Here is a 19,789-nt window from a genome sequence, read left to right on the forward strand (position 1 = left end):
CCGCCGGGGTGGGGGGTCCGGTGTGCTTCGCTTTACGTCCGGACACCCACCCGCTCCGGCCCGTCCCCTCCCGTTGGGGGTGGGAAAAGCCAGGTGGGGGTGAACGTGGGTGGTCCGGTGCACCTTGTGGTCACATCAAAACGCGTCGGTCATTACGGAGCGACCAGAGGGCCCCGGCGGCAATGTCCCTTGGCCCGCCCCCACTCACCTTCACTCATCCACTCACGGGAGGGGACGGGCCGGAGGGGTCGGTGTGTGGGACGTAAAGCGAAGCAGTCCCACACACCGGCCCCGGAGGTCCGTCACCGCACCCGACAACCACCGGCCCGCCGCAGGCGCAACGGCGAGACACCACCACGGCGGGAAAGCCAAACAGGTAGGCCGGAGGCCAAGGCGCAACGGCGAGCGCACCGCGCAGCGGGCGGTAAGTGGCGAACAACCACCACGGCGGGACAGCCAAAAACGTGGGAGGTCACGCGTCCAGCGTCACCGTGAAGGAGAAGCGGTCGCCGCGGTAGTGGATGCGGGCGACGTCGACCGGGCGGCCGTCCTCGTCGTAGGTGATGCCCGTGTAGTGCAGGATCGGGCTCAGCAGCGGAACCTGGAGCAGCCGGGCGGTCTCCGGGTCGGCCAGCCGGGCCTCGACGGTGTCGGTGATCCGGCTGATCCGTACGCCCACCGCGTCCCGCAGCACCTTCGTCATCGGGGAGCGCAGCAGATCCGCCGGATCGATCAGGGCGGCGACGTCGGGGCGTACGTAGTTGTGCGCGTGGTTGGTCGGCTCGCCGGTCTCCTCGTCGCTGCGCAGCCGGCGGAATCCGGTCACCTCGGCCAGGCCCGGGAAGTACTCGGACAGTTCGGACGGCACCGTGGTGGGGCCGTGCTCCAGCAGCTCGGTGGTCATCCCGGACTGCTGGGCCACGATCGCGTCCACCGAACCCAGCAGCCGTACCGGCGCACCGCGCTGGGCGCTCGGCTCGATGAAGGTGCCCCGGCGCCGGTGCCGGCTGATCAGGCCCTCCGCCTCCAGTTCCTTGAGGGCCTGGCGCATGGTCAGCACGCTCACGCCGTAGTGCGCGGCGAGCGCGTCCTCGGTGGGCAGCCGCAGCGGCGCCTCGGGGGAACGGCCGAGTATGGAGGCGCGCAGCGACTGCGAGACCTGGTACCACAGCGGCAGCTTGCGGTTCAGGGCGAGCGAGTCGGGAGCGAAGGTGGTCACGAGGCGATCCCCGGTGTCACGGGCGGAAGTGGCGCTGGAGACCCTGCCATACGTCGTCGTAACCGCGCTGGAGATGGCCGGCGTCCCGGGCCTGTTCGGTCAGCGTCAGCGGCCAGCGGGTCTCGAACATGAAGGCCAGCCCGTCGTCGATCTTCTGCGGTCGCAGCTCGGCGGCGCTCGCCCGGTCGAAGGTCTCCCGGTCGGGCCCGTGCGCCGACATCATGTTGTGCAGGGAGCCGCCGCCCGGTACAAAACCCTCGGCCTTGGCGTCGTAGGCGCCCTCGATCAGTCCCATGTACTCGGTCATCACATTGCGGTGGAAGTACGGCGGCCGGAAGGTGTCCTCGCCGACCAGCCAGCGGGGCGCGAAGGCCACGAAGTCCACGCCCGCCAGGCCCGGGGTGTCGGAGGGGGAGGTGAGGACGGTGAAGATCGACGGGTCGGGGTGGTCATAGCTGATCGAGCCGATGACGTTGAAGCGGCGCAGGTCATAGACGTACGGGACGTGGTTGCCGTGCCAGGCGACGACATCCAGCGGCGAGTGGTCGTAGGTGGCCGTCCAGAGGTTGCCGCAGAACTTGTTGACGACCTCGACGGGGCCCTCGACGTCCTCGTAGGCGGCGACCGGGGCGCGGAAGTCCCGGGGGTTGGCCAGGCCGTTGGCGCCGATCGGGCCGAGGTCGGGGAGCTGGAAGGGCCGTCCATAGTTCTCGCAGACATAGCCGCGGGCGGTGTCTTCCAGCAGCTCGACGCGGAAGCGGATGCCGCGCGGGATCAGCGCCACCTCGCCCGGTTCGGCGTGCAGCAGGCCGAGTTCGGTGCGCAGCAGCAGCCCGCCGCGCTCCGGCACGATCAGCAGCTCGCCGTCCGCGTTGCCGAACACCCGCCGGTCCATGGAGGTGTTGGCGCAGTAGAGGTGGACGGCGATGCCGGTGCGCTGGGTGGCGTCGCCGTTGCCGCCCAGCGTCCACAGCCCGTCCAGGAAGTCGGCCGGGCCCTCGGGTTCGGGCAGGGGGTTCCAGCGCAGCCGGTTGGGGTCGGGGACGCAGTCGGTGAACGGCGCCGAGCGGACCGCGCGCTGTGCGGCGCGGACGAACGGCGGATGCGCGGCCGACGGGCGGATGCGGTAGAGCCAGGAGCGGTGGTTGTGGTCGCGCGGTTCGGTGAACGCCGACCCGCTGAGCTGCTCGGCATACAGGCCGAGCGGGGCGCGCTGAGGGGAGTTGCGGCCCGCCGGCAGGGCGCCCGGTACGGCCTCCGAGCTGTGCTCGTTGCCGAAGCCGGTGGCGTACGCCAGCCCTTCGGCCGTCTTCCTCGCCTGCTCGCTGCCCGTGCCTGCCATCGCGTGCTCCCGCCGCTCAAGGAATCCTATGCAAGACCTTAGGATTGCCATGGGGGGCCGTCAACGGAGACTCCCGGCCACGTCGTCGGATCGCGCCGATGGCACCCCGCCCGTCCGGACGCCGGGCAGGATGGAGGGGTGCAGCAACCGACCCCCCGCCCCGCAGACCCGCAGACCCCCCTCCTCCGCGCGCCCGTCCAGCGGCGCAGCGCCCAGCGCCTGGCCAGAATCCTCGACGCCTGTGCCGAAGTTCTGGAGGAGACCGGGTACGAGGAGCTGACCACCCGCGCCGTGGCCCTGCGGGCCGGCGTCCCGATCGGCTCGGTCTACCGCTTCTTCCCCAACAAGCGCGCCATGGCCGAGGCTCTCGCCCGGCGCAATCTCGACGCCTACACGGACCGCATCACCGCCCGGCTCACCGCACCGGCCGACCAGCCCCTGCGGTGGCGCCGGGCGATGGATGTGGTGGTCGACGAATACCTCGCCATGAAGCGGACGGTGCCGGGCTTCGCCCTGGTGGAGTTCACCGTCCCGGCCCCGCGCGAATCCCGGCAGGCGAATTACGAGGTCGCCGACCGGCTGCGTGCCCTCTTCGCCGGACCGCTCGGCCTGGACATCGCCGACGAGCGGCTGCGCACCGCCTTCCTGGTCGGCGTCGAGACGGCCGATGCGCTGCTCCAGCTCGCCTTCCGCACGGATCCGGCCGGCGATCCCGCCATCGTCACGGAGACCAAGGAACTGCTCCGGGCCTATCTGGCGCGTTATCTGGACGGGCCGGGCGCGGGGGAGGGGTGAGCGCCGGGCGGACTCCGGCGGCGTGACGGGGCGGCCGTGAGCCGATTTCCGTCGGGAGGGCTGCCCTCATGCCAACCGGTCGGTATGGTCGGACGGTACGTACGCAGCCCCGCCGCCGGCACCGTCCCCGGGAGGGACCGATGACCCGTACCGCCCTGCGCATCTGCCCGCTCTGTGAGGCCACGTGCGGGCTCAGCGTCACCGTGGACGGCGACCGGGTGACCGCGGTCCGCGGCGACCGGGACGACATCTTCAGCAAGGGCTTCATCTGCCCCAAGGGCGCGTCCTTCGGTGAGCTGGACGCCGACCCCGACCGGATCACCCGCCCCCTGGTGCGCCGCAACGGAGCGCTGACGGAGGCCACTTGGGACGAGGCGTTCGCCGCCGTCCAGGCCGGGCTGCGCCCGCTCATCGAGGCACACGGCCCGGACGCCCCCGAACTCCCGGGTGCGCGCGAAGCGGCCGGGCCCCCCGTCGCCGTGGTCCTCGGCAACCCCAATGTGCACACCGTCGCCGGTGCCCTCTACCCGCCCGTCCTGCTCGCGGCCCTCGGCTCCCGCAGCGTCTTCACCGCCTCCACCGTCGACCAGATGCCCAAGCATGTCTCCAGCGGGCTGCTCTACGGCGATCCGCTGGCCATCCCCGTACCGGACCTGGACCGCACCGACCACCTCCTGGTCATCGGCGCCAACCCGCTGGACTCCAACGGGAGTCTGTGCACCGCACCCGACTTCCCGGGCCGGATCAGGGCGCTGCGCCGCCGCGGCGGGCGGCTGACCGTCATCGACCCGCGGCGCACCCGTACCGCGAAGCTGGCCGACGAGCATCTCGCGGTCCGGCCCGGCACCGACGCCCTGCTGCTCTTCGCGATGGTGCGGGTGCTCTTCGAGGAGGGCCTCGTCGACGTGGGGGAGCGGGCCGGGCACCTCACCGGGATCGACGAGGTCGAGCGGCTGGCGGCGGACTTCACACCCGAGGCGGTGGCACCGCTGTGCGAGGTGCCCGCGGAGCGGATCCGGCGGCTGGCCCGTGAGCTGGCGGCCGCCGAAACCGCCGCGGTGTACGGCCGGATCGGCTCCACCACCGTCGAGTTCGGCACCCTCACCAGCTGGCTCGTCGATGTACTCGCCCTCCTCACCGGCAACTTCGACCGGCCCGGCGGCATCATGTTCCCGCTCTCGGCGACCGGCGCCGCGCCCCGCCCGGCCGGCCTCGGCCGCGGCTTCGCCCTGGGCCGCTGGCACAGCCGGGTCTCCGGCCACCCCGAGGCCAAGTCCGAGCTTCCCATCGTCGCGCTGGCCGAGGAGATCGACACTCCTGGTGCGGGCCGCGTCCGGGCCGCCGTCGTGATCGCCGCCAACCCGGTCCTGTCCGTCCCGGACGGCGACCGCCTCGATGCCGCGCTCGCCTCACTGGACTTCATGGTGAGCGTCGACCCGTACCTCAACGAGACCTCGCGGCACGCCGATGTCGTGCTGCCGCCGCCCCCGCCGTCCCGCAGCCCGCACTTCGACTACGCCTTCAACGCCCTGGCCGTGCGCAACCAGGCCCGCTACACCCGGGCGGTGCTCCCGCTCGCCGACGGGCAGCCCGACGAGTGCGAGATCCATGCGCGGCTGATCCTCTGCCTGGGCGGCCAGGACGGCGCGGACCCGGGCCTGGTGGACGCAGGGGTGATCGGCGCGGCGCTCGGCAAGGCGGCCGGGGATCCGCACTCTCCCGTGTACGGACGCCAACCGGGCGCACTCGCACAGGAGTTGACCGGACGGACCGGAGCCGAACGCCGGCTCGACATGATGCTGCGGCTCGGGCCGTACGGCGAGGGCTTCGGCGCCGACCCCGAGGGGCTGACCCTCGACCGGCTGCTGGCGCACCCGCACGGCATCGACCTCGGCCCGCTCGCACCGCGGGTGCCCGGGGTCCTCAGGACCCGCAGCGGCGCCGTGGAACTGTGCCCCGGGCCGATCGCCGCCGAGGCGGACCGGCTGCGCGGCCGGCTCACCCGGCTCCCCGGCGGCATGCTGCTCGTCGGCCGCCGCCATCTGCGGTCCAACAACAGCTGGCTGCACAACGTCCCGGCGCTGACGGGCGGCAGCAACCGCTGCACGGTCCAGGTGCACCCCGACGACGCGGCGCGGCTGGAGCTCACCGACGGCGGGCCCGCGCGGCTGACGGGGGACGGCGGCGAGCTGGAGGTGCCGGTGGAGATCACCGAGGCCGTGCGCCCCGGTGTGGTGAGCCTGCCGCACGGCTGGGGCCATAACCGGCCCGGGACCCGGCTGGGAGTCGCCGCCGCCGACCCAGGCGTCAACGTCAACCAGCTCAACGCCGGGCGGCTGCTGGATCCGCTCTCGGGCACCGCGGTGCTCAACGGACTGCCGGTTGTGCTCACGCCCGTCCGATGAGATCCGTATTGACCTGGGGTTTTGCTCGTATTGCTCGCGCGTCAAGGCCTTGTTAACAAAAGTTTGCTGGACCTAACGTCACCTGAACTGCCACCCCCCGGCAGATGTTCAAGGGCGAACGTGAGGTACCCCTAATGCTGACAATCCTCGGATTTGTCATGATCGCCACCTTCCTGGTGCTGATCATGATGAAGAAGATGTCACCGATGGCCGCGCTGGTGCTCATCCCCGCGCTGTTCTGCATCCTGGTCGGACAGGGCGCGCACCTGGGCGACTACGTCCTCAAGGGCATCGGCGACCTGGCCCCCACGGCCGCGATGCTGATGTTCGCCATCATCTACTTCGGGGTGATGATCGACGTCGGGCTCTTCGACCCGATCGTCCGCGGCATCCTGAAGTTCTGCAAGGCCGACCCGGTGCGGGTGGTCGTCGGCACGGCGCTGCTCGCCGCGATCGTTTCGCTCGACGGCGACGGCTCCACCACCTTCATGATCACCGTCTCGGCGCTCTACCCGCTCTACAAGCGGCTGAAGATGAGCCTCGTGGTCATGACCGGTGTCGCCGCCACCGCCAACGGCGTGATGAACACCCTCCCCTGGGGCGGCCCGACCGCCCGCGCCGCCACCGCGCTCAAGCTCGACGCCGGCGACATCTTCGTCCCGATGATCCCCGCCCTCGCCGTCGGCCTGGTCGCGGTCTTCGCCCTCGCGTACGTCCTCGGCCGGCGGGAGCGCAAGCGGCTCGGCGTCCTGACCCTCGGCGACACCCGGGTGGTCACGGAGGCCGCGGACGAGGAGGAGACCGAGCTGGTCCTGGTCGGCGCGGGCGCCGGCGGCAAGGGGGGCGTCCCGGCCGGTACGCAGCCCGGCACCGGCGGCGCGGGCACCGGCTCCGACACGGACCCCGACGCGGCCACCGGCTCCGACCCGGCCACCGGCTCCGGCGACCACGCCGACGACGGCCTCCAGACCCTGGACCCGCAGCGCGCCACCCTGCGCCCCAAGCTCTACTGGTTCAACGCCGCGCTCACCCTCGCGCTGCTCACCCTGCTGATCCTTCAGGTCATGCCGATCCCGGTCCTCTTCCTGATCGGCGCGGCCCTCGCCCTCACCGTCAACTTCCCGCAGATGAAGGACCAGAAGGCCCGCGTCGCCGCCCATGCCGAGAACGTCCTCAACGTCTCCGGGATGGTCTTCGCCGCCGCCGTCTTCACCGGCGTGCTCACCGGCACCGGCATGGTCGAGCACATGGCGCGCTGGCTGGTCAGCGGCATCCCCGACGCGCTCGGCCCGCACATGGGCATCGTCACCGGCGTCCTCAGCATCCCGCTGACGTACTTCATGTCCAACGACGGCTTCTACTTCGGCATCGTGCCGATCCTCGCCGAGGCCGGCGCCGCCCACGGCGTGGCCCCCATCGAGATCGCCCGTGCCTCCCTCGTCGGCCAGGCCCTGCACATGTCCAGCCCGCTGGTCCCCGCCGTCTACGTCCTCGTCGGCATGGCCAAGGTCGAGTTCGGCGACCACACCAAATTCACCGTCAAGTGGGCCGCCCTGACCTCCCTGGTGGTCCTCTGCGCGGGACTGCTCTTCGGCATCATCTAGATGACCGCCACCCGCCCCGAAGGGCCCGGCGGGAGTTGGCTGCTGCGCCTGGTCCTCACCTTCTCCTTCGCCCAAGGAGCGGTGAGCATGGCCAGGCCGGCCGTCTCCTACCGGGCCCTCGCCCTCGGCGCCGACGAACGCGCCATCGGCGTGATCACCGCCGTCTACGCCCTGCTGCCGCTGCTCGTCGCCGTCCCGCTCGGCCGCCGTACCGACCACGGCCGCTGCGCGCCGCTGCTCGTCGTCGGGGTGGCACTGATCAGCGGAGGCTGTGCGCTCAGCGGGCTGGCCGCGTCGCTGCCCGTGATGGCCGCCTGGAGCGGGGTGATGGGACTGGGGCACCTGTGCTTCGTCATCGGTGCCCAGTCGATCGTCGCCCGCCGCAGCGCCCCCGAGGACCGCGACCGCAATTTCGGCCACTTCACCATCGGCGCCTCCCTGGGCCAGCTGATCGGCCCGGTCGCCGCCGGGCTCGTCATCTCCGAACACGACGGCCGGATGGCCCCGACGAGCGCCACCGCCCTGCTCGTCTCCGGCGCCGTCGCCGCCGTCTCCTACGCCTCGCTCTGGCGCCTCGAACAGCGCGCCCGCGCCGTGCCGCCGGACGCCGCGGGCCGTACGGCCGGGCCACCGGTCCCGGTACGCGCCATCCTGCGCACCCGCGGCGTCCCGGCCGGCATCTTCATGAGCCTGGCCGTGCTCTCCGCGACCGACATCCTCACCGCCTACCTCCCCGTCATCGGCGAGGACCGCGCCATCGCCCCCACTACCATCGGCCTGCTGCTCAGCCTGCGGGCCGCGGCCACCATCGCCTGCCGGCTGGTGATGACGCCGATGATCCGGTGGCTGGGACGCACCGCGCTGATGGCCGGCAGCTGCGCGCTGGCCGGGGTGGTGTGCGGCGGTCTGGTGCTGCCGGTGCCGGTGTGGGCGCTCGCCGCGATGCTGCTCGCCCTCGGCTTCTGTCTCGGCGTCGGCCAGCCGCTGTCGATGACGACGGTCGTCCAGGCCGCCCCCGACCGGGCCCGCAGCACGGCACTGGCGCTCCGCCTCACCGGCAACCGGCTCGGCCAGGTCGCCGCCCCCGCCGGCGCCGGACTGCTGGCCGGGGTGGCGGGCACCGCCGCGCCCTTCGCCCTGCTCGGCGTGCTGTTGCTGGCCTCGGGCGCGATGGCGGCCCGTACGGGGCAGGCGCGGGGCGGCCCGGATGTGCCGTCACGGGGCGCGCGGAGCGGACGGTCGTCGCGGTCCCTGGCAAGGCGGGATACCTCAGCATGAGCGACGGAAAGTGCATGCCGTCCGCCAAGGCGGGACGGTGAAGACACGCCCTAGGCTCGTGGCGACCGTCACCCCGGTGTGTGGCGGGATCCCTGGCGGCGCAAAACTACCGGCGCTAGTTTAGGAGGGATGACCAGCAGCCGGCCCGGGAGGACCACGACGTGAAGCAGCACGACGCGATGTACATCGACGGAAGCTGGCGGCCCGCCGAGGGCGGCGGCACGATCGAGGTCGTCAACCCGGCCGACGGGCAGGTCTTCGCCACCGTCCCGGCCGGCTCGGCGCAGGACGTGGACGCCGCGGTCCGCGCCGCCCGCGCGGCGCTGCCGGGCTGGGCCGCCACCCCGCCCCAGGAGCGCGCCGCCCGGCTGACCGCGCTGCGCGACCAACTCGTCGCGCGCGCCGAGGAGATCGCCGAGACCGTCACCGCCGAGCTCGGCTCGCCGCTGGCGTTCAGCAAGATGGTGCACGCCGGGGTGCCGGTCGCGGTCTGCGGCTCGTACGCCGAACTGGCCAGCACGTACTCCTTCGAGGAGAAGATCGGCAACTCCACCGTGCTGCACGAACCGGTCGGCGTGGTCGGCGCGATCACGCCCTGGAACTACCCCCTGCACCAGATCGTCGCCAAGGTCGCCCCGGCGCTCGCGGCCGGCTGCACGGTGGTGCTCAAACCCGCCGAGGACACCCCGCTGGTCGCCCAGCTGTTCGCCGAGTGCGCCGACGCGGCCGGCATACCCGCCGGTGTCTTCAACCTCGTCACCGGACTCGGCCCGGTCGCCGGGCATGCGCTGGCCGAGCACGAGGGGGTCGACCTGGTCTCCTTCACCGGCTCGACGGCCGTCGGCAAGCGGATCGGTGCCCTCGCGGGCGCCGCGGTCAAGCCGGTGGCGCTGGAGCTGGGCGGCAAGTCCGCCAATGTCATCCTGCCCGGGGCCGATCTGCCCAAGGCCGTCGCGGTCGGCGTCGCCAACGTGATGGCCAACTCCGGTCAGACGTGCAGCGCCTGGACCCGGATGCTGGTTCACAAGGACCACTACGCCGAGGCCGTCGAGCTGGCGACGGCGGCGGCCGCGAAGTACGTACCCGGCGAGAGGGTCGGCCCGCTGGTCAACGCCAAGCAGCGGGACCGGGTGCGCGGCTATATCGAGCAGGGCATCGCCGAGGGCGCGAAGGTCGTGGCGGGCGGCCCGGAGGCGCCCGCGGGGACGGGCTACTACGTCACACCGACCGTCTTCGCGGATGTCACCCCGGAGATGACCATCGCCCAGGAGGAGATCTTCGGCCCGGTCCTGTCGATCCTGAAGTACGAGGACGAGGACGATGCCGTCCGGATCGCCAACGACACCGTCTACGGCCTGGCCGGCGCGGTCTGGGCGGGCGACGAGGCCGAGGCGGTGGCCTTCGCCCGCCGCCTGCACACCGGGCAGGTCGACATCAACGGCGGCCGCTTCAACCCCCTTGCCCCGTTCGGCGGTTACAAGCAGTCCGGCGTCGGCCGCGAGCTGGGCCCGCACGGCCTGACCGAATATCTCCAGACCAAGTCGCTCCAGCTCTGACCCGGCCGCGCGGCGGGGGCGGCCGGTGCCACCCCCGCCGCGACGCGGTCCGATCACCTGAGCCCCTTCAGCCCCCTCAGCCCCCGAGCTCCCTCAGTCCCCTCACCCCCCTGTCCTCCGCACCGAGGAGATCTTGTGGTTCGCGCCGCAGTACTGCCCGCCGTCAACGCCCCGTTGCAGGTCACCGAGATCGACCTGCCCGAGCCCGGCCCCGGCCAGGTCCGTATCCGGCTCGCCGCCGCCGGTGTCTGCCACTCCGACCTGTCGCTGTCCAACGGCACCCTGCGCCAGCCCGCTCCGGCCGTCCTCGGGCACGAGGGCGCGGGCACGGTCACCGCGGTCGGCCCCGACGTGACCACGGTGGCCCCCGGTGACCAGGTCGTCCTCAACTGGGCGCCGTCCTGCGGCGACTGCCACTTCTGCGGGCTGGCCGAGCCGTGGCTGTGCGCCCATTCCGGTCTCGCCGCGAACGCCCCGTACGCGAAGCGGGCCGACGACGCCACGGAGCTCTACCCCGGCCTGGGCACCGCCGCGTTCGCCGAGGAGACCGTGGTGCCCGCGCGGGCCGCGCTGCCGCTGCCGGACGGGGTGCCGCTCACCGATGCGGCGCTGCTCGGCTGCGCGGTGCTCACCGGCTGGGGCGCCGTGCACCACAGCGCCCGGGTGCGTGCGGGGGAGTCCGTCGCGGTCTTCGGCGTCGGCGGGGTCGGCCTGGCCACGCTCCAGGCGGCGCGGATCGCGGGCGCCGGTCCGATCGTGGCCGTGGACGTCTCCCCGGAGAAGGAGGAGCTGGCCCGCGCGGCCGGCGCCACCGAGTTCGTGGTGGCGGGCGACGACACCGCCAAGCGGATCCGCAAGCTCACCGGGGGTGTGGGCGCCGATGTCGCCGTGGAGTGCGTGGGCCGCGCCGACACCATCCGTACGGCCTGGTCGGCGACCCGGCGCGGCGGCCGTACGACGGTCGTCGGCATCGGCGGCCAGGACCAGCAGGTCACCTTCTCCGCCCTGGAGCTCTTCTACTTCGGCCGGACCCTCTCCGGCTGCGTCTACGGCAACAGCGACCCCGCCCGCGACCTCCCCGTCATCGCCGGGCATGTCCGCTCCGGCGCGCTCGACCTCTCCACCCTGGTCACCGACCGGATCGGCCTCGACGGCATCCCGGCCGCCTTCGACGCCATGCTGGCGGGCAAGGGCGGACGGGCGCTGGTCGTCTTCTAGGCGCCGGACCCGCCGGACCCGTTGGCCCCGCCGGGCAGACCCTGCGCCCGGTGGGTCCGCTCCGCGATCCAGCCCGCCATGGCCCGTACGCCGATGCCGAGGGCGCGCTCGTCCGGGGCGAAGTCGGGGTAGTGCGGGTAGCTGGTGGTGACGGGCGCGCCGGGGGCACGGACGCCGAGGAAGGTGAACGTGCCGGGGACGCGGTCCAAGTAGAGGGCGAAGTCCTCGCCGCTGAAGGGCGGAAAGGCGGCATGGAGCGCGGTCACCGCGTCGCGGCCGAGTGTGCGGCGCAGGTGGTGGGCGAGCACCCGGCCGTCGCGTTCCGGGCAGACCATGGCCGGGAACGGCTCGGCGGGGAAGCGCACCCCGGCCCCCGCGCAGGACGTGGCCAGGCGACGGATGTCCGTGCGCACGTCCAGGTACCGCTCCGGAGGCCAGCAGCGGTAGGAGACACTCACCCCGGCGTCCTGCGCTCGGGCCCGTACGGCCACGAACCGGGCCAGCTGCCCGTTGGGCGTCAGGGCGTCGGCGACGATCCGCTCGAGGTCCGCGGGAGTCCGCGGCAGTGCCACCGTGGCGAGCGCGCCGATCTCGTCGGCCAGTCGTCGCGCGGCATCGGGCGCGTCCGGCCCGGAGACCGTCACCTCCGCCTTGTCCTGGCCCGGCATCCCGAAGCCCGGGGTCACGGCGAACCGGCCGACGGGGAACGGCCCGCAGTGCAGGGCGTGGATCTCCGCCACGCGGGTGCGCTCCAGCACGCCCGTGCCGATCAGTGCACGGGCCCCGGACAGGGTCTCCTCGGCAGGCTGGAAGAGGAACACCACCGTTCCGTCCAGTTGCCGCCGCAGCCGCGCCAGGACCTGCGCCACGCCGAGCGCCACGGCGGTGTGGATGTCGTGCCCGCAGTGGTGGGCCGCCGCCGACGATGTCCTCGGGCGGCACCGCGTCCATGTCCGCCCGGTACGCGACGGTCCGGCCCGGACGCGCCCCGCGCAGGATGCCGACGACGCCGTGGCCGCCCACCCCCGTGGTGACGGCCAGCCCGGCCGCCCGCAGCTCCCGGGCCACCACACCGGCGGTGCGCCGCTCCTGCCCCGGCGCCTCGGGGTGCCGGTGGATGTCCCGCCGCAGCGCGATCAGCCCCTGCTCCAGGCGCGCCACCTCGGCGTCCACGGCCCCTTGCCCCACCGGCCCTTGCCCCACCGCCCCCTGCCCCACCGGCCGTTCCCACCCGTCGGCGACGGCCCTCCCCGACGCTCCCCACACCACTCCCGCACCGGCTGCCGCCGTGCCGGCCAGTAACGTACGGCGCGAGAGAGCACGCTCCACAGGACGATCCACTGTTCCCCCTTGATGATCCTTCGTCGGTCTCCCGGAACGCCTGACGGGCAGTCGGCTTTCGGCACTGCGTCTCCAGGCCGTCGCCGCCGGGTGAGCGGAAAACCCGGATACGACACGATCGCCGCAGGCGGATGCCGTTGCCCATCCGGCGGGCCACCCCCTTGGAGGTGGGGATATCCCCAGCGCGGCCGGCAGCAGCCATCCCGCCCTGCCACACCGGCTCCGGGCGCCCCGGCCCCGTGAGCTCGGCTCCGGGCGCTCCGGCCCTGCGCGCCCCGGCCCCGCGCGCTCCGGCCCCGTGCACCCCGGCCCCGCGCCCCGGTCGCCGAAAACTCGTGCCGCGCGGTCCGTTGACGGCGTACCGGCCGGTCGGTACGGTCACCCGACATCACGGCGCCGCCCCCCTTCCTTCCCGCACCCCCTCGGAGCGTGCACGCATGGACACGGCCCCCTCCGCGCCACACGACCACCCCGGTACCCCGCCCTCCTCCCGCAACCGCCGCAAGGTCGCCACCGCCGCGGCCCTCGCCTCCGCCGTCGAGTGGTACGACTACTTCGTCTTCGGCATCGCCGCCGCGCTCGTCCTCGGCCCCGTCTTCTTCCCCTCGGGCAGCGAGGCCGCCGGTGTGCTCGCTTCCTTCGCGACCTTCGCGGTGGGTTTCCTGGCCCGGCCCGTCGGCGGTGTGATCGCCGGTCAGCTCGGGGACCGGCGCGGCCGCAAACCCATGCTGGTGCTCGCCCTGACCGTGATGGGGCTGGCCACCACCGCCATCGGGCTGCTGCCCTCCTACGACGCCATCGGGCTGGCCGCCCCGGTCCTGCTGGTCCTCCTGCGGCTGCTCCAGGGCCTCGCGGTCGGCGCGCAGTGGGGCGGCGCGATGCTGATGGCCACCGAATACGCCCCCGAGGGCAAACGCGGGCTCTACGGCTCGCTCGTACAACTCGGCGTCCCGATCGGCGTGATGACCGCCAACTCCGTCTTCCTGCTGGCGGGTGCGCTCACCGACGAGCGGTCCTTCGGCGCCTGGGGCTGGCGGCTCCCGTTCCTCGTCGGCGTGCTCGTGCTGCTGCTCGCCCGCTATATCCACACCCATGTCGAGGAGACCCCCGAATTCCGGGCCGCGGAGGAGAAGCTGGCGGCGGCGGAGCAGGCCGTCGAGGCGCGCCGTTCACCCCTGCGCACGATCCTGCGGCACCACCTCGGCACGGTCCTGCTGGCCGGCGGCTCGTTCGCGGTGAACACCGCCACCTTCTACATCCTGATCACCGGGGTCCTGGACTACGCCACCCGCGAGCTGGAGATGCGGCGCACCTCCGTGCTGGCCGTCTCGCTCCTGGTCAGCCTCACCCAACTCGTCCTGATCCCGGCCGCCGCCGCGCTGTCCGACCGGATCGGCCGGCTGCGGGTCTATGCCGCGGGCGCCGTCGGGCTGCTGCTCTGGGCGGTGCCGATGTTCCTGCTCATCGATACCGCGTCGCTGGTGTGGCTGGGCGTCGGCACCTTCGTCGGCAGCTGTTTCCTCAGCATCATGTACGGCCCGCAGGCGGCGCTGTTCGCCGAGCTGTTCACCGCCGAGATGCGCTACACGGGCGCCTCGCTCGGCTATCAGATCAGCGCGATCCTGGGCGGCGGACTCGCGCCGTTCCTGATGGTGCTGCTGCTGGAGGCGACCGGCACGTCGATGGCCGTGTCCGGATACATCATGGTGCTGTCCGTCATCGCGCTGGTGTCCATCTGGCTGCTCACCCGCCGCGCCGCGGCACCCGAGCCGCACGGCCGACCCTAGGAATGTTGACCACGAGCGTTGTTGGCACTCGGTGGGCCTGATCAATGGCGAAGACCCCCCGTGTGGTGGAGGTCTCCACGCTTCACCACACGGAGGTCTTCGCGTCTCACCACAGTGCCCGGCCGACCGTGCCCATGGCCGTGACGCCGGGCGCCCCCATCGCGTCGTCGGCTCCGATAGGCGCGGACGGGTACCGCGACCTGTATCGGTAACTCGCCCGTATCTACGCGATCATTTGCCGAAAGCCCGCATCGGCCGTGCTGGCATTCCGAGTGGGCCCTCGTGTCACTTTCACCAGAACCGTGGTGTGGCACGCCGCTCGGGCTGGGCACCAACTCCAGGTGGAACCGGTCGAGCAGGTCATCGGGTGACTCCCAGATTCGTACTCCGGACCCGAGCTTCACCGGCGAGACCGCCACAGGCACGGTGTCGACGAGGTCGGCGTCAAGGAACGGCTGGATGGTGGTATCCCCGCCGCCGAGTCGGGCGGTCCTGAAGCTGAGAACTGGCTGTTGTGCTGCCGGTGCGGTGAAGCGCCAGGCGCAATGCAGCCAGATACTGGAGAACGAACACGCTGTCCCAGTCGACCCAGTAGTTCCGGTTGTCGATCCTGGTCGATTGGGTCATATCCAGCCTTCTTCGGCTTGCGAGATGACCGGACACGTCGCGCTGACCCGACGCCACTGAAGGTATATTTCTGCGACGTCAACTACATGTGCGAAATCGAGGTGCGTGAAACGATGAGGTGTCTCGCAAGGTTGAGTGTCGCGGTATTATCCACGGTCATGGTCTTATGTCTTGGGTCCGGCTAATGCAGCCTCAAGATCAACCGCCGGGGAAAGTGCTTCGCTGGCTCGCAGTGTCGACGTAGCCAGTGCGCTCGAAAGTCCGGTCAACGCTGAACAAGCAGGCGTAAAGAGAGGGGGAGAAGCTCCCCGCGCCCAAGGTCAGCTGCACCGTTAATCTCACTCAGGCTCGGTATACCTGGTACAGGAGTAACCAAAGGCCGGGCGAGCTGACGAAGGTCGACTGGACCCGGGCGGGAGGTTCTGGGCAATGCAACTTCTCGATGTCGAGCATATCGTTTGAGTATTGGGCGACGGACCCGCAAGGCAAGAACCACACGCTGGCCAAGGGGGACTGTAAACAGTGCAAGACCGTCAAGGCTGTCAACACCCCCTTCACGTGGACACAGGGTGCCGCAGACGGTCAGAATTGCGCCGGTATGTTCTTCAGTGACGGGCTCGAAGATTCCCGGCCGCGTTACCGTCGGCGCATTGGGTGAGTGCGTTAATATGCCCAAAGGGGTAGAGCTGCCGGAGTTGGATGCTCGCGCCATCCCGGATTTGCGTGCGTATCACTTTCCGGGGGGGGGGGCAGCAAGGTCGACTCCACCAAGGGTCTGTTCAATGCAGACCTGACGAACAGTGGCCTGGCGCGGGTCTTCGATGTGGGTCTCCGAGTTGCGGCGCCATTCACCGAAAACGCAAACTTCTACTACGAAAAGACATTTAATTGTGCGGGTGTGGGGAGGTCGTCAGCGAATAGTAGTGGCGGTCCCGCCACTCGGATCACGCTAGTGATCAGTAAATATTGCGACGTTATCACGATGTACCCTGTGTAGAGAATGTGAGTTGCTTTGGGTTTGGGTATTCGCGTAAAAGACGTGAGATGTGACGAGATCGGGTTCGTTGCGGACAGTCCAGATGATTCCTTTAGGCGTATGTGCAACGATGCGCCGTGGGAAAGCCTGCGTCGTGGAGTGGCGCAGTTCGGGCACACTGTATTCAACAGTATTCAGCTGCGACGGCTGGTCGAAGAGCTGGAGTCGCTTCCGGAGTCGGCAGCCACGCCAGTAATTCATGAGGTTCTTGATGCGGCGCGTCTGGCTATTCGTCGCAGCGGATACCTGCACTTCATCGGCGACTAGTGCGCCTCCTGTCTGGATTTGTTGCTTGCGCCGGAGTTCGGCGCAAGCAACATTTTTCTACGCCGCGGCCCGTACGCAGGGGCCGCGCACCCGCCGCCCCGTATCCCGCCCCACCCCGCCGTCAGCCGCCCTGCGGCGGTACGAGTTCCGGGTGCTGGAGTGCCAGGCCGTCCACCAGCGCCCGCAGCCCGGTCTCGAAGGCGCCCTCGTCCACCTGGCGCTGATGCTCCGCCAGCAGGTGGGCCTGGCCCAGGTGCGGATAGTCGGCGGGGTCGTAGGCGCTCGGGTCGTCGACGAAGCCGCGGGCGAACGAGCCCAGCGCGGAGCCGGCCACGAAGTAACGGACCATCGCACAGACCCTGGTGGCCTGGGCGGGCGGCCAGCCCGCCTCCACCATGCCGCCGAACGCCGCGTCGGCCATCTTCAGTCCGGCGGGACGGCGGCCGGGGCCCTGGGCGAGGAACGGCACGATATGCGGATGTGCGGCGAGCGCCGCACGGTAGGAGCGGGCCCAGTCGAGCAGCCCGGCGCGCCAGTCCGCGCCCGCCTCGAAGGCCGACACATCGACCTTGGCGATGACCGTGTCGGCCACCGCGTCGAGGATCTCGTCCTTGGTCGTGAAGTGGTTGTAGAGGGACGGCCCGCTCACGCCCAGCTCCGCCGCCAGACGGCGGGTGGAGAGCGCCGGCAGCCCTTCGGTGTCGATGAGCGCCAGCGCCGTGGTGACGATGCGCTCGCGGCTCAGAAGGGGCTTGCGGGGTCGGGCCATGACGCACATAGTAGAGGCTTCCCGCCAAAAACTAGCAGTGCTAATTAACTCTGCTCGTCCACAAGGGGCCCGAGATGAACCTGGAGCTCAGCGCGGAGCAGACCGCGGTGCGGCAGCTCGCCGAGGACTTCGCCGACCGTGAGATCACCCCGCACGCCACCGCCTGGGACCGTGCGGAACAGGTCGACCGCGGCATCGTGAAGAAGCTCGGCGAGCTCGGCTTCCTCGGGCTCACCGTCCCCGAGGAGTACGGCGGCTCCGGCGGCGACCACCTCTCCTACGTCCTGGTCACCGAGGAGCTGGGCCGCGCCGACTCCTCGGTGCGCGGCATCGTCTCGGTCTCCCTGGGGCTGGTGGCCAAGACCCTCGCCGCATGGGGCGACGAGGACCAGAAGCGGGCGTGGCTGCCGCGGCTCACCTCCGGCGAGGCGGTCGGCTGCTTCGGCCTGACCGAGCCGGGCACCGGGTCGGATGCGGCCAGTCTCGCCACCCGGGCGGTACGCGACGGGGACGAGTACGTCATCGACGGCGCCAAGATGTTCATCACCAACGGTACCTGGGCCGATGTCGTACTGCTCTTCGCCCGCACCGGCGGCGCCCCCGGGCACCAGGGCATCAGCGCCTTCCTGCTGCCCGCCGACAGCCCCGGTCTGGAGCGCCGCGAGATCCACGGCAAGCTGGGCCTGCGCGGCCAGGCCACCGCGGAGCTGGTCCTTCAGGGCGTACGGGTCCCGGCCACCGCCATGCTCGGCCCCGAGGGCAAGGGGTTCTCGGTCGCGATGTCCGCGCTGGCCAAGGGCCGGATGTCGGTGGCGGCCGGCTGTGTGGGCATCGCCCAGGCCGCCCTGGACGCCGCACTCGGCTACGCGGGCGAGCGCGAGCAGTTCGGCAAGCCCCTCGCCCGGCACCAGCTGGTGCAGGAGCTGATCAGCGATATCGCCGTGGACGTGGATGCCGCACGGCTGCTGACCTGGCGGGTCGCCGATCTGATCGACCGCGGCGAGCCGTTCGCCACCGCCGCGTCCAAGGCCAAGCTGTTCGCCTCCGAGGCCGCGGTGCGCGCCGCCAACAACGCCCTCCAGATCTTCGGCGGCTACGGCTATATCGACGAGTACCCGGTCGGCAAGCTGCTGCGGGACGCACGGGTGATGACGCTGTACGAGGGCACCAGTCAGATACAGAAGCTGGTCATCGGTCGTGCGCTGACGGGGGTCTCCGCCTTCTGACCGGTCCGTCCACGGATGTCCCGGCCGCCCGCCGCCGACCCCTAAGCGCTTGCTCAGCAGCGCGATATGGTGTTCGATCCGTCAGAGGAGGGTCCCTGGCGGATCGAGGAGCGGGGTAGGCGATGGGTGCGGCGGCGGAGCGGGCCGAAGAGGAGAACGAGGAGTGGGCCGGGGTGACCCCGGACGCCGCGCGACGTCTGGTCAGCGCCGCCGTCGAGGCGTTCGCCGAGCGTGGCTATCACGCCACCACCACCCGTGACATCGCCGGCCGGGCCGGTATGAGCCCGGCCGCCCTCTATATCCACTACAAGACCAAGGAAGAGCTGCTCTACCGCATCAGCGGCATCGGCCACGAAAAGGCGCTGCGCATCATGGGTGCCGCGGCCGAGGCCGAGGGCAGCGCCACCGAGCGCCTCCGCGACGCCGTACGGACCTTCGCCCGCTGGCACGCGGAGCACCACACCACCGCCCGGGTCATCCAGTACGAACTCCAGGCGCTGGGCCCGGAGCACTACACCGAGATCACCGGCCTGCGCCGCCGGACCGACCGCTTGCTGCGGCAGATCATCCAGGACGGCGCGGACAGCGGGGAGTTCCGGGCCGACGACGTGCCGGGCACCACCCTCGCGGTGCTGTCGCTGTGCGTGGACGTCGCCCGCTGGTTCACCGCGGACGGCCCGCGCACCCCCGACGAGGTCGGCACCCTCTATGCCGACCTCGTGCTGCGCATGGTGGGTGCGCCGGCGGACCGGACCCCCGAGGGGCAGGCCGGCTAGGGCCTGCCGCCTGGATCAGGTTCTAGAGGTAGAAGCGGCTGACCGTCTCCGCGACGCAGACCGGCTTGTCGCCGCCCTCGCGCTCGATCGTCACGACCGTGGCGAGCTGGACGCCGCCGGTCACCTCGGTCACCTCGGCGATCCTGGCCGTGGCGCGCAGCCGCGAGCCGACCGGGACGGTGGCGGGGAAGCGCACCTTGTTGGCGCCGTAGTTGATGCCCATCTTCACGTTGTCGACCCGCATCAGCTGCGGTACGAGGGCGGGCAGCAGCGACAGCGTCAGATAGCCGTGCGCGATGGTGGTGCCGAAGGGGCCGGCCGCGGCCTTCTCCTGGTCCACATGGATCCATTGGTGGTCGCCGGTGGCCTCCGCGAACAGGTCGATCCGCTTCTGGTCGATCTCCAGCCAGTCGCTGGTGCCCAGCTCCTCACCGACTGCGTCCCGCAGTTCGTCGAGCGATCCGAACACTCGGGGCTGTGCCATCTTGTCCGCCTCCTCGGGATCCATCCGCCGCCGCTGTGCACCGGCCGATGCTTACTAAG

16 protein-coding genes and 1 pseudogene are annotated in these 19,789 nt (G+C 71.3%); 11 read left to right on the top strand and 6 right to left on the bottom strand.

Features of this window, described 5'->3' with window-relative positions; translation table 11 throughout:
• Window positions 1-472: 472 nt before the first annotated feature.
• Together M8I34_RS06480 and hmgA are read right to left on the bottom strand one after the other, a co-directional pair.
• On the bottom strand, window positions 473-1,219 hold the full coding sequence (locus M8I34_RS06480) for a GntR family transcriptional regulator (protein ID WP_250048305.1): 747 nt from the start codon (window positions 1,217-1,219) through the stop codon (window positions 473-475).
• A 16-nt stretch (window positions 1,220-1,235) separates the two neighbouring features.
• Window positions 1,236-2,561, bottom strand: a complete 1,326-nt coding sequence (gene hmgA, locus M8I34_RS06485) for a homogentisate 1,2-dioxygenase (RefSeq protein ID WP_250048306.1) — start codon at window positions 2,559-2,561, stop codon at window positions 1,236-1,238.
• Between the two features lie 138 nt (window positions 2,562-2,699).
• Here hmgA and M8I34_RS06490 point away from each other — a divergent pair, with 138 nt between their 5' ends.
• The 6 genes from M8I34_RS06490 (at window position 2,700) to M8I34_RS06515 (ending at window position 11,417) form a co-directional block, all read left to right on the top strand.
• Complete coding sequence (locus tag M8I34_RS06490) at window positions 2,700-3,356, top strand: TetR/AcrR family transcriptional regulator (protein ID WP_250048307.1); 657 nt, start codon at window positions 2,700-2,702, stop codon at window positions 3,354-3,356.
• 140 nt (window positions 3,357-3,496) lie between these two features.
• Entirely contained in the window at window positions 3,497-5,761 is a 2,265-nt protein-coding gene (locus M8I34_RS06495; RefSeq protein WP_250048308.1) for a molybdopterin-dependent oxidoreductase, read from the top strand.
• Window positions 5,762-5,895: 134 nt separating this feature from the next.
• Window positions 5,896-7,365: a CitMHS family transporter gene (locus M8I34_RS06500; RefSeq protein WP_250048309.1), complete on the top strand. Its 1,470-nt coding sequence runs from the start codon at window positions 5,896-5,898 to the stop codon at window positions 7,363-7,365.
• Complete coding sequence (locus tag M8I34_RS06505; RefSeq protein WP_250048310.1) at window positions 7,366-8,643, top strand: MFS transporter; 1,278 nt, start codon at window positions 7,366-7,368, stop codon at window positions 8,641-8,643.
• Window positions 8,644-8,804: 161 nt separating this feature from the next.
• The gene (locus M8I34_RS06510; RefSeq protein WP_250048311.1) at window positions 8,805-10,199 is read left to right on the top strand and encodes an aldehyde dehydrogenase family protein; all 1,395 of its coding nucleotides are present in this window, start codon (window positions 8,805-8,807) and stop codon (window positions 10,197-10,199) included.
• A 135-nt stretch (window positions 10,200-10,334) separates the two neighbouring features.
• On the top strand, window positions 10,335-11,417 hold the full coding sequence (locus M8I34_RS06515) for a Zn-dependent alcohol dehydrogenase (protein WP_250048312.1): 1,083 nt from the start codon (window positions 10,335-10,337) through the stop codon (window positions 11,415-11,417).
• Here M8I34_RS06515 and M8I34_RS06520 read toward each other — a convergent pair.
• Window positions 11,414-12,298: a M20/M25/M40 family metallo-hydrolase gene (locus M8I34_RS06520; protein ID WP_374210863.1), complete on the bottom strand. Its 885-nt coding sequence runs from the start codon at window positions 12,296-12,298 to the stop codon at window positions 11,414-11,416. The genes M8I34_RS06515 and M8I34_RS06520 overlap by 4 nt on opposite strands.
• A 10-nt stretch (window positions 12,299-12,308) precedes the next feature.
• Between M8I34_RS06520 and M8I34_RS41840 the strand changes: the two genes are divergently transcribed.
• The gene (locus tag M8I34_RS41840; RefSeq protein ID WP_374210864.1) at window positions 12,309-12,719 is read left to right on the top strand and encodes a hypothetical protein; all 411 of its coding nucleotides are present in this window, start codon (window positions 12,309-12,311) and stop codon (window positions 12,717-12,719) included.
• Window positions 12,720-13,195: 476 nt separating this feature from the next.
• Window positions 13,196-14,545 (top strand): MFS transporter, encoded by a 1,350-nt coding sequence (locus M8I34_RS06525; protein ID WP_250048313.1) that lies wholly within the window; start codon window positions 13,196-13,198, stop codon window positions 14,543-14,545.
• A gap of 302 nt (window positions 14,546-14,847) precedes the next feature.
• On the opposite strand, the pseudogene M8I34_RS06530 reads toward M8I34_RS06525, so the two are convergent.
• A pseudogene (locus M8I34_RS06530) lies at window positions 14,848-15,039 on the bottom strand (deaminase); the annotation flags it as partial.
• A 1,229-nt stretch (window positions 15,040-16,268) separates the two neighbouring features.
• Here M8I34_RS06530 and M8I34_RS06535 point away from each other — a divergent pair.
• Complete coding sequence (locus tag M8I34_RS06535) at window positions 16,269-16,475, top strand: hypothetical protein (RefSeq protein WP_250048314.1); 207 nt, start codon at window positions 16,269-16,271, stop codon at window positions 16,473-16,475.
• Between the two features lie 121 nt (window positions 16,476-16,596).
• Here the strand turns inward: M8I34_RS06535 and M8I34_RS06540 are convergent, their stop codons facing one another.
• The gene (locus M8I34_RS06540) at window positions 16,597-17,244 is read right to left on the bottom strand and encodes a TetR/AcrR family transcriptional regulator (RefSeq protein WP_250048315.1); all 648 of its coding nucleotides are present in this window, start codon (window positions 17,242-17,244) and stop codon (window positions 16,597-16,599) included.
• Window positions 17,245-17,318: 74 nt separating this feature from the next.
• On the opposite strand from M8I34_RS06540, the gene M8I34_RS06545 reads away from it, so the two are divergent.
• On the top strand, window positions 17,319-18,470 hold the full coding sequence (locus M8I34_RS06545; protein ID WP_250048316.1) for an acyl-CoA dehydrogenase family protein: 1,152 nt from the start codon (window positions 17,319-17,321) through the stop codon (window positions 18,468-18,470).
• 122 nt (window positions 18,471-18,592) lie between these two features.
• Window positions 18,593-19,246 carry a TetR/AcrR family transcriptional regulator gene (locus M8I34_RS06550; protein ID WP_244415775.1) on the top strand — a complete coding sequence of 218 codons (654 nt, stop codon included), beginning with the start codon at window positions 18,593-18,595 and terminating at the stop codon, window positions 19,244-19,246.
• A 22-nt stretch (window positions 19,247-19,268) separates the two neighbouring features.
• Here the strand turns inward: M8I34_RS06550 and M8I34_RS06555 are convergent, their stop codons facing one another.
• Window positions 19,269-19,730, bottom strand: a complete 462-nt coding sequence (locus M8I34_RS06555) for a MaoC family dehydratase (RefSeq protein WP_030086844.1) — start codon at window positions 19,728-19,730, stop codon at window positions 19,269-19,271.
• Between the last annotated feature and the right edge of the window lie 59 nt (window positions 19,731-19,789).

It is taken from the genome of Streptomyces sp. MCA2, from assembly GCF_023544705.1.
GTDB classification, from domain to species: domain Bacteria; phylum Actinomycetota; class Actinomycetes; order Streptomycetales; family Streptomycetaceae; genus Streptomyces; species Streptomyces decoyicus.

Coding starts and splice junctions, on each gene's coding strand:
- M8I34_RS06555 (WP_030086844.1), bottom strand. CDS start 19,730: ATGGCACAGCCCCGAGTGTTCGGATCGCTCGACGAACTGCGGGACGCA.
- M8I34_RS06500 (WP_250048309.1), top strand. CDS start 5,896: ATGCTGACAATCCTCGGATTTGTCATGATCGCCACCTTCCTGGTGCTG.
- hmgA (WP_250048306.1), bottom strand. CDS start 2,561: ATGGCAGGCACGGGCAGCGAGCAGGCGAGGAAGACGGCCGAAGGGCTG.
- M8I34_RS06535 (WP_250048314.1), top strand. CDS start 16,269: ATGTGCAACGATGCGCCGTGGGAAAGCCTGCGTCGTGGAGTGGCGCAG.
- M8I34_RS06525 (WP_250048313.1), top strand. CDS start 13,196: ATGGACACGGCCCCCTCCGCGCCACACGACCACCCCGGTACCCCGCCC.
- M8I34_RS41840 (WP_374210864.1), top strand. CDS start 12,309: ATGTCGTGCCCGCAGTGGTGGGCCGCCGCCGACGATGTCCTCGGGCGG.
- M8I34_RS06540 (WP_250048315.1), bottom strand. CDS start 17,244: ATGGCCCGACCCCGCAAGCCCCTTCTGAGCCGCGAGCGCATCGTCACC.
- M8I34_RS06545 (WP_250048316.1), top strand. CDS start 17,319: ATGAACCTGGAGCTCAGCGCGGAGCAGACCGCGGTGCGGCAGCTCGCC.
- M8I34_RS06505 (WP_250048310.1), top strand. CDS start 7,366: ATGACCGCCACCCGCCCCGAAGGGCCCGGCGGGAGTTGGCTGCTGCGC.
- M8I34_RS06550 (WP_244415775.1), top strand. CDS start 18,593: ATGGGTGCGGCGGCGGAGCGGGCCGAAGAGGAGAACGAGGAGTGGGCC.
- M8I34_RS06495 (WP_250048308.1), top strand. CDS start 3,497: ATGACCCGTACCGCCCTGCGCATCTGCCCGCTCTGTGAGGCCACGTGC.